General features: G+C 55.2%; 1 protein-coding gene. It reads left to right on the forward strand.

Going from position 1 to position 248, the window contains the following annotated elements; genetic code table 11:
- Positions 1–165: 165 nt before the first annotated feature.
- Positions 166–248 (forward strand): Rho termination factor N-terminal domain-containing protein (locus AC5IJH_RS18580; protein WP_491904298.1); only part of this gene is annotated, 83 nt, incomplete at its 3' end.

Below are 248 nucleotides of genomic sequence, written 5' to 3' on the forward strand. Positions count from 1 at the left end.
GCTGCGGCGGCTTCAAGCCCAGCACCCGTAGAGTACGACCCCTCCTGTACGACCCCCTTCCCAACTTGCTCCTTCCAACCTCCCACCGCAGGTGAATTGTGACCATCGCAGAACTAAAAGAAAAAAAATATTACCGAGCTGAGCCGCATTGCGCGCACGCTTGAGATTCCCGGAGCCAGTGGGCTCCGCAAGCAAGATCTGATCTTCAAAATCCTCCAGGCACAGAGCGAAAAAGAGGGCCACATCTT

The organism is Candidatus Dedyshia acidiphila (assembly GCF_051025295.1).
Taxonomy (GTDB): Bacteria; Acidobacteriota; Terriglobia; order Terriglobales; family Acidobacteriaceae; genus KBS-83.